Origin of the sequence: Streptomyces nanshensis (assembly GCF_001751255.1) — a bacterium.
Lineage (GTDB): Bacteria > Actinomycetota > Actinomycetes > Streptomycetales > Streptomycetaceae > Streptomyces > Streptomyces nanshensis_A.
Genome location: NZ_LJGW01000236.1, coordinates 1 through 8375, shown reverse-complemented (window position 1 = coordinate 8375; position 8375 = coordinate 1). Strand labels below are relative to the sequence as shown.

Below are 8375 nucleotides of genomic sequence, written 5' to 3'. Positions count from 1 at the left end.
CGGACACCGCACGCTGCTGCTGAGCGGCGAGACCTCGGCGACGCTCGAAGCCGTGCTCGGCACGGACGCCGGTGCGCTCGGCGAGGCCATGGCCGCCGCCGTCGTGCCCGGCACGGACGGGCTGCTCTGCGCCGCCCGCGCCGACTCCGCCGAGCACTTCCGCCGCGCCGCCGTCGCGCTCCAGGAGCGCGGGTCCAAGGTGCTCGGCATGCTCGGCGCGGAGCCGCTGGAGGAGGACGAGCTGACGGAACTCCCCGGCTCCGGCGCCTTCGCGATGCTCGGCGCCCTGCGGTCCGCGTACGCCGCGGGCGAGTGGGACACCCTCGTCGTCGATCTGCCGCACGCCCCGGACGCGTTGCGCGTCCTCGCGCTGCCCGCACAGCTCCGGCGGTATCTGCGCAGGCTTCTGCCGGCCGAGCGGCAGGCCGCGCGCGCTCTGCGTCCGACGCTGGCACAGCTCGCGGGCGTGCCGATGCCCACGGACGCGCTGTACTCCGCCGCCGGGCGCTGGGAGGACGGACTCGCCGCTGTGCAGGGCGTGTTGGAGTCCTCCCGTACCGCGGCCGTCCTGGTCGCCGAGCCCGGTGCGCTCGCCGGGAAGTCGCTGCGGCAGGCACGGGCCGGACTCGGCCTGTACGGGCTGCCGTTGGCGGCGGTCGTCGCCAACAGGGTTCTGCCGTCCGGGAGTCGGGAGCCGTGGGCGGCCTCGGCCGCCGAGGGGCAGCAGACCGTGCTCAAGGAGTGGCGCGAGGAGTACGGGGCGCAGGGCGTGCCCGTACGCGAACTGCCCCGTCTGGGGCGGGAACCGCGCGGCGCGGACGATCTGCGCTCCCTCGCCCCCGAGCCGTACGAGGAGACGCCGGACCCCGCCCCGTCCGGATCTGCGCCCGGTTCCGGAACCGGCACCGTCGAGGACCGGCTGGCCGCGGACGGGCTGCTGGTGTGGCGGCTCGCGCTGCCGTCCGTACGCAAGGACGAGCTGGAACTGGTGCGCCGCGGCGCGGAGTTGATCCTCGGCGTCGGTCCGTACCGGCGGGTCCACCCGCTGCCCGCCGCCGTGCGCCGCTGCCGTGTCGTCGGGGCGTCGCTGGAGGCGGGCGAGCTGCGGGTGCGCTGCGAGCCCGATCCGGCGCTGTGGCCGCGGGGCACGGACGGCTGAGACCCGCTGAGACCGAGACCGTGACCGAGACTGAGGCACACGGCGGACGGTCGGCGGGTGCCTCCCCGGCGTCCTCCGGGACCGCTCCGTGCACCGGCCGCCCGGGCACGTCGTACCCTCGGATACGAGTCATCCGCCCTTCCCCCGCCGCCCGTAGGAGCGCCGTCATGAGCGATGCCGCCGAGCCCGAGACTCCGGACGAGCCCGACGCCGACGCCTGGGCCACCGCCTGCGAGGAGGACCTCGCCGCCGAGAAGGCCCGCCGCCGCGCGGAGCACGGAGCGCAGTACGGCAGCGCCGCCGAGGAGCTGAGGCGGCTCGCGGACGCGGTCTCCGAGAGGGTGTCCGAACTGGGCAGGCCCTTCGCCGGCACCGTGGCCTCCACCGCCGCGCAGGGCGTGGCCCAGCAGTTGATCGCCCAGGCGAAGGCCGCGATCGAACCGGTCGTCGAGCGGAACCCGCAGGTCTTCGACCACCTCGCCACGGCGGGCGGTGAACTGCTCGCCGCCTACCGGGCCGCGGTGCAGGAGGCCGAGGGACGCTGGACGGCGGGCGCCGCGGGCACCCCGCCCGGTACGACGGATACGCGCGGCCCGTCCGATGCGGACACCCGTACCGGTCCCGACGGAAGCATCACCCCGGAGTCGTCCGCACCGTCCTCGACGTCTGCGCCCTCGCGTCCGTCCGCCCCCTCGCATCCGTACGGGCCCCCCGAGCCGTCCTCCGGCGTCGAGCGCATCGACCTGGACAAGGACCCGGGCGAGACCGGACGCGAGGACCGTACAGAGGACCGCGAACAGAACCGGAAAGACGACCGCAAGGACGACCGGAAAGACGGCAACGGTCCGGAAGATCCACCTCCGGGCGGTGCGGGCACGGACGTCCCCTGACGGCCAAGCCCCGGGCACACGCGCGCGATCGGGCGGCGCGGCCCCTCCGGTACGGTGTTGCGCGGCGGGGTAGGACCGGAAAAACCGAGGGACACATGGGACTCACTATCGGCGTCGACATCGGCGGCACCAAGATCGCGGCCGGAGTGGTCGATGAGCAGGGCTCGATCCTGGACACCAGCACCGTGCCCACCCCGCCCACGGCGGACGGCGTCATCGACGCCATCGCGGACGCGGTGCGGGACGCCAGCGCCGAGCACGAGGTGGACGCCGTCGGCATCGGCGCGCCCGGCTACGTCGACGACAAGCGGGCGACCGTACTGTTCACCCCGAATCTGACCTGGCGGCACGAGGCCCTCAAGGACAAGGTCGAGCAGCGCATCGACCTCCCCGTCGTGATCGAGAACGACGCCAACGCCGCCGCCTGGGGCGAATACAAGTTCGGCGTCGGCACAGGGCACGAGGACGTCGTCTGCATCACGATCGGCACCGGACTCGGCGGCGGCGTGATCATCGGCGGCAGGCTGCACCGGGGACGGTACGGCGTCGCGGCCGAGTTCGGGCACATCCGCATGGTGCCCGACGGGCTGCTGTGCGGCTGCGGCAACCAGGGCTGCTGGGAGCAGTACGCGTCCGGCAGCGCCCTCGTGCGCTACGCACAGCAACGGGCGACGGCCACCCCGGAGAACGCCACGATCCTCCTGGAACTCGGGGACGGCACCCCGGAGGGCGTCGAGGGCAAGCACATCAGCGAGGCCGCACGCCGCGGCTGTCCCGTCGCCGTGGACTCCTTCCGCGAGCTGGCCCGCTGGGCGGGCGCCGGACTGGCCGACCTGGCCTCGCTCTTCGACCCGGGCGCGTTCATCGTCGGCGGTGGTGTCTCCGACGAGGGCGACCTGGTGCTCGACCCGATCCGCAAGTCCTACCGGCGCTGGCTGGTCGGCAGCCGCTGGCGTCCGCACGCCGAGGTGCTCGCGGCCCAACTGGGCGGCCAGGCGGGCATGGTGGGCGTCGCGGACCTCGCCCGGCAGGGCTGAGCGGGACCGAGCACGGGACCGGGGCCGGGAGCCGGACGCGTCGACACGGCCGGGCGGAGCGTGTCCCGTCCGCCCGACGACCGATCCGCATGACCACCGATCCGCATCACCACCGATCCGTACGACCACCGATCGGTACGCACGGACGTCCGTACGACCAGGAATGTGAGGGTGAGCCGCGCCGATGACGCTCGCGGATCTGCCCGCAGGACGTACCGAGGCGGACGGCGGCGCCGTCGTCCGGCTGCTCAGCTACAACATCCGCTCCCTGCGCGACGATCGGAGGGCGCTCGCCCGGGTCATCCGGGCGTGCGCCCCCGACGTGGTGTGCGTGCAGGAGGCGCCGCGCTTCTTCCGCTGGCGCAAGCACGCCGCGTGGCTCGCGCGGGAGTGCGGGCTCGTCTATGTGACGGGCGGCGCGACCGCCACCGGGCCGATGATCCTGGCGACGCTGCGGGCCACCGTGCTGCGGGCCGAGGACGTACTGCTGCCGCTCACGCCCGGCCTGCACCGGCGGGGCTTCGCCACCGCGGTGCTGGGCTTCGGCCCGTCGGCACAGCTCGGCGTGGTGAGCTGCCACCTCAGTCTGCAGACCGACGAACGCCAGGCCCAGGGCCGCATGCTCCTCGACCGCCTCGGGGCGCTGGGGACGCGGCACACGGTGGCGGCGGGAGACCTCAACGAGCGCCCGCGGGGCCGTACTTTCCGCGCGCTGGCCGCGGACTTGCAGGACGGCTGGGCGACGGCGCCCTGGGGCGGCGAGTACACCTCGACGCCGTCACGGCCGCATCAGCGCATCGACGCGGTGCTCGCCTCCCGTGAGGTGGAGGTGCTGGGCTGCGGTGTGCCGGACGGACTGGAGGGCGTCGCGGCGCCGGACCTGCTGGCGGCCACCGACCATCTGCCCGTACTGGCCGCGCTGCGGGTGCCGCCCGAACCAGCCGTCTGACGGCGGGAGTTGGGCCCTTCCTCGGCCGCTCGGGCCTCACCGGCACTCGGGAGCGCCGCGGCGGGGAGCGGTCAGACGACGGCGCCCCGGCCCGGGTCGTCCCAGTCGTCCTCGTCCCGTTCGTCGCGCATCCGCGCCACCAGCGTCGCGAAGCCGCCGAGGAAGCCCCCGACGCCCAGCGTCCCGATCCACCACGTCAGCTCCTGCTGGAAGAGCACGGTGAGGATCAGCAGCAGCGGCCCGCCGAGCACCGCGAGCCAGGCGAACTTCGCGGTCGTGTCGGCCCGTGGCAGCGGCGGCGGCTCCGGCGGTACGAAGTGGCCCTCGTCGTCCTCCTCGCCCGTGCCGTCCGCGTCGTCGCTCTGGGAGGGCAGCCGCCAGTCGCGCGGGCCCGCGCCCGCCGAGTAGACCGTGAAGCTCCGCAGGGACGAGCCCGGTTCGTCGCCCTCGCTCTCGCCGTCGGGGCGGGTGCCGGGGGAGGGGCGGGCCGTGGTGCCGGTGCGGGTGTCGCCGCCGGGCTCGGCGGCCGGTGCCATGTCCTCGGCCTTCGGATGGTCACCGTAGGAGGCGACGATCTGCTCCCAGGCGGCCTCCTCGTCCAGGGGCAGCGGCGCCCGCTCGTCCTCGGGGCCGTTCTGGCCGGAGCCGGAGCCGGTGCCGGTGTCGGAGCGGGATCCGGAACCGTCCGCGTCCGAACCGGCCCCCGGCCCGCCGCCGGAGCCCTCGCCCTCACCCTCGCGGTCGTCGCCGCGTTCGGCCTCGGGCTCGCGCTCGCGCTCGCCGCGGCCCCACTCGGGCCGCGCCGTGCCGTCCTCGCCGTGGCTGTCGTCCTCGGCGCCGGGATTACGCTCCATCGCCTGCCGTCTCCGTCTTCCTCGCCGAGAGCCGCGTGATGAATCCGTAGGAGTCCGCGAAGACGCGCTCCGCGTCGTGGTCGAGGGTGGCCACGTGGTAGCTGTCCTCCAGGACGGTCTCCGTCACATCCGCGGAGGAGACCCGGGCGAGCACCAGCGCCGAGTCGGACGGCGGCACCACATGGTCCGTTCTGCTGTGCATGACCAGCAGGGGCTGTGTCACCTGCGGCAGTTCGCCGCGCACCCGGCGGAAGAAGTCACGGGCCGAGTAGGCGGCCTGGGTGGGCACCCGTTCGTAACCCACCTCCCCGGCACCGGACTTGGCGATGTCGCTCGTGATGCCCTTCGCCGAGCGCAGGAGGAAGCGGCCCAGCGGCAGGGCGTACCCCTGGAGCCGCGGGAACGTCACCGCGGGATTGACGACGGCGATGCCGCTCACCGCGTCGCCGTGCCGCGCCGCCAGCCGCAGCGCGAGCGCGCCGCCCATGGACAGCCCGCAGACGAAGACCCGTTCGCAGCGCGCGGTGAGGGTGCGCAACTCGCGGTCGACCGTCGCGTACCAGTCCTGCCAGCCCGTCACCGCCAGGTCCTCCCAGCGGGTGCCGTGCCCGGGCAGCAGCGGCAGCGAGACCGTCAGCCCCTTCGCGGCCAGATGGTCGGCCCACGGACGTACGGACTGGGGCGAGCCGGTGAAGCCGTGGCACACCAGGACGCCCGTCTCCGATCCGTCATGGCGCATGGGCTCGGCCCCGGGAAGGATGGACACGTCGGCCTCCAGCCGTTCGTATCGGGTCGGTCGGCGCTCTGCCCGCGCGCGAGGCGGGCGACTGCCAGCCTACGCGTGGGGGCCGACGGCGGGGTAGTTCGGCGGTGCCCGACGCAGAAGCGCTGGTTCCGCCATGGCGAGATAGGCTCCCCGTGTCGGAAACAGGAGGTCCTCGGGTTGTTCTACGGAGCGATGAAACTGTCGGTGGGCAACGGGCTCAAGCTTGCCTTCCGGCCCTGGGTCGAGGGACTTGAGCACGTACCGGCGAAGGGGCCGGCGATTCTCGCCAGCAACCATCTCTCCTTCTCCGACTCGTTCTTCCTGCCGGCGGTGCTCGACCGCAAGGTCACCTTCATCGCCAAGGCCGAGTACTTCACGTCGCCCGGAGTGAAGGGAAAGCTCACGGCCGCCTTCTTCAAGGGCGTCGGCCAGCTTCCCGTCGACCGCTCCGGCGTACGCGGCGCGGGCGAGGCGGCGATCCGCAGCGGACTCGAAGTGCTCGCGCGCGGCGAGCTGTTCGGCATCTACCCGGAGGGCACGCGCTCGCCGGACGGCCGTCTCTACCGTGGCAAGCCGGGCGGTCTGGCCCGGGTGGCGCTCCGTTCGGGGGCGCCGGTGCTGCCGGTCGCGATGGTCGACACCGAGAAGATCCAGCCGCCCGGCCAGGTCGTGCCCAAGCTCATGCGTCCGGGCATCCGGATCGGAGCGCCGATGGACTTCAGCCGCTATCGGGGCATGGAGAACGACCGCTTCATCCAACGCGCCCTCACCGACGAGGTCATGTACGAGATCATGCGCCTGTCCGGTCAGGAGTACGTCGACATGTACGCCACCGCCGCCAAGCGCCAGCTCGCCGAGGAGGCCAAGCGCGAGGCCGAGGCGGAGAAGGCCGCGCGGGACGCGAAGGACGCGGAGGCGGAACGGGACGCGGAGGCGGAACGGGACGCGGAGTCCGGCGCCGCGGACGGTACGGGCACCGACCCGGACCCGGGCGGGCGGCGCCCGGCGGGCCCGAGGCTCTCGGGACCGGCGGCCCGCCGCAGGCGGCACGAACGGGACCGCGCGGCATAGCCGTACCGCGGCAGGGGGGCCGGACCGCGGCACGGACGAACGCACGGAGGCTGCGCGGAGCGCAGAGGTACGCGCGGGGACAACCGCACAGACAGCGCGCGTACGGTGCGCGCTGAGACGACGAACGGGCGAGCAGGGGGGGCGGGCCGCAGCGATGGTCCTGAGAATGTCCGTGGAACAGCCGCTGTGGCGGGCGCTGACCGGCTACCGGCTGCTCGCGATCGGCTATGCGCTCGCGGTCTTCGGATGGGCGTACGGGCGTCTCGCACATCCCCTGCCGGGCGCGGCCTATCTCGCGGTGCTGACGGTCTGGACGCTGGCCACGCTCCCCAACGTCCTCTCCGCGCGCCGCTGTACGAACGCCTTCCTCGCCGTCGACATCACTCTCGCCGTCGTCGGCATCCTCGGCTCGGTGTACGTCGACGCGCACGGCCGCATCGGTCCCACCCTGCCCACGATCTGGGTCGCCGGTCCCGTACTGGCCTTCGCCATACGGGGCGGCTGGCGCTGGGGCGCCGTGGCGGCGACGGTCGTCGGCATCGCCAACATCCTGGAACAGGGCGCGATCACCCGGCCCACGTTGCACAACGTGCTGCTGGTGTGCGTCGCGAGCATCGGCATCGGCTACGTCATCGAGGTGGCCAGGGCGAGTGAGCGCGCTCTTGAGCACGCCCTCCAGATCGAGGCGGCCACCCGCGAACGGGAGCGGCTGGCCCGCGACATCCACGACAGCGTCCTCCAGGTCCTCGCCATGGTGCAGCGCCGGGGCACGGCGCTCGGCGGCGAGGCCGCGGAGCTGGGCAGGATGGCGGGCGAGCAGGAGGTGGCGCTGCGCAGCCTCGTCTCACGGGAGTCGGTGCCGGCCCAGACCGTCCGTACGGAACCGGTCGCGGGCCGGCGTACCGGGGGCAGCCGTACCGGAGGCGGGGGTCTCGCGGGCCGGTGGGGTGCGCGCGTGGGCGCCGTCGCGGGCGGAGCGGACGCCGGGACGGCGACGGCGACGGCACACGACGGTACGGACGGCGGCGCGGCGAACAGCCGTACCGCGGACGGCACTTCGGACCATGCGGCGGCCAACGGCGCCTCGGACGACGGCGCTTCGGACGACGGCTCGTCGGGGGCGCTCGCGGACGCGGGCGAGAGCGACCTCCGCACACTGCTCATGCCGCTGGCGGGCGCCCGCGTCACCGTCGTCGAACCGGGCGCTCCCGTACCGCTTCCGGCGGCGGCCGCACGGGAGGTGACGGCCGCTGTCAGTGCCGCCCTGGACAATGTGCGGCAGCACGCGGGTTCGCCGGACGGCGGCGAGGCCCGGACGTGGATCCTGCTGGAGGACGAACCGGACGCGGTGCTGGTCACCGTGCGCGACGACGGTCCCGGCCTGGCCGAGGGCCGACTCGCGGACGCGGAGGCCGAAGGCAGGATGGGAGTCGCCCTCTCGATCCGGGGGCGGTTGCGTGACCTGGGCGGCAGCGCCGAGTTGAGCTCGGTGCCCGGCCAGGGCACGGAGGTGGAGTTGCGAGTTCCGAAGCAGCCGGGGGGCGGCGGGAGATGACGGAGAAGCAGGCGGGGGCCATGACGGAGACGGACAACACAACGCGTGGGACGGGCAGTTCGGGCGCACCGGACTCCGCGGCCGCCGCGGAGTC

Annotated in this window: 8 protein-coding genes; 6 read left to right on the top strand and 2 right to left on the bottom strand. The window is 74.1% G+C overall.

Annotated features, from left to right (window positions below; genetic code table 11):
• The 4 genes from AN218_RS13840 to AN218_RS13825 all read left to right on the top strand — a co-directional run.
• Positions 1 to 1159, top strand: a 1159-nt coding sequence (locus AN218_RS13840) for an ArsA family ATPase (protein WP_338059613.1), incomplete at its 5' end; no start/stop codon positions are given.
• 167 nt (positions 1160 to 1326) lie between these two features.
• Positions 1327 to 2049: a DUF5304 domain-containing protein gene (locus AN218_RS38755; RefSeq protein WP_216311763.1), complete on the top strand. Its 723-nt coding sequence runs from the start codon at positions 1327 to 1329 to the stop codon at positions 2047 to 2049.
• Between the two features lie 95 nt (positions 2050 to 2144).
• Complete coding sequence (locus AN218_RS13830) at positions 2145 to 3086, top strand: ROK family glucokinase (RefSeq protein WP_070017143.1); 942 nt, start codon at positions 2145 to 2147, stop codon at positions 3084 to 3086.
• Between the two features lie 184 nt (positions 3087 to 3270).
• Positions 3271 to 4035 (top strand): endonuclease/exonuclease/phosphatase family protein, encoded by a 765-nt coding sequence (locus AN218_RS13825; RefSeq protein ID WP_070017142.1) that lies wholly within the window; start codon positions 3271 to 3273, stop codon positions 4033 to 4035.
• Between the two features lie 71 nt (positions 4036 to 4106).
• Here AN218_RS13825 and AN218_RS13820 read toward each other — a convergent pair whose 3' ends face one another.
• Positions 4107 to 4643, bottom strand: coding sequence for a hypothetical protein (locus tag AN218_RS13820; protein ID WP_070017144.1), 537 nt, complete (start codon positions 4641 to 4643; stop codon positions 4107 to 4109).
• A gap of 235 nt (positions 4644 to 4878) precedes the next feature.
• On the bottom strand, positions 4879 to 5655 hold the full coding sequence (locus AN218_RS13815; RefSeq protein ID WP_070017141.1) for an alpha/beta hydrolase: 777 nt from the start codon (positions 5653 to 5655) through the stop codon (positions 4879 to 4881).
• Between the two features lie 177 nt (positions 5656 to 5832).
• Here AN218_RS13815 and AN218_RS13810 point away from each other — a divergent pair, with 177 nt between their 5' ends.
• Entirely contained in the window at positions 5833 to 6726 is an 894-nt protein-coding gene (locus AN218_RS13810) for a lysophospholipid acyltransferase family protein (RefSeq protein WP_079132149.1), read from the top strand.
• A 166-nt stretch (positions 6727 to 6892) separates the two neighbouring features.
• Positions 6893 to 8281 carry a MacS family sensor histidine kinase gene (gene macS, locus AN218_RS13805; protein ID WP_070017140.1) on the top strand — a complete coding sequence of 463 codons (1389 nt, stop codon included), beginning with the start codon at positions 6893 to 6895 and terminating at the stop codon, positions 8279 to 8281.
• The last annotated feature ends 94 nt before the right edge of the window (positions 8282 to 8375 follow it).

Excerpts from the sequence above, each read along its gene's own strand:
- AN218_RS13830 (WP_070017143.1), top strand. The coding sequence starts at position 2,145 with ATGGGACTCACTATCGGCGTCGACATCGGCGGCACCAAGATCGCGGCC.
- macS (WP_070017140.1), top strand. The coding sequence starts at position 6,893 with ATGTCCGTGGAACAGCCGCTGTGGCGGGCGCTGACCGGCTACCGGCTG.
- AN218_RS13825 (WP_070017142.1), top strand. The coding sequence starts at position 3,271 with ATGACGCTCGCGGATCTGCCCGCAGGACGTACCGAGGCGGACGGCGGC.
- AN218_RS38755 (WP_216311763.1), top strand. The coding sequence starts at position 1,327 with ATGAGCGATGCCGCCGAGCCCGAGACTCCGGACGAGCCCGACGCCGAC.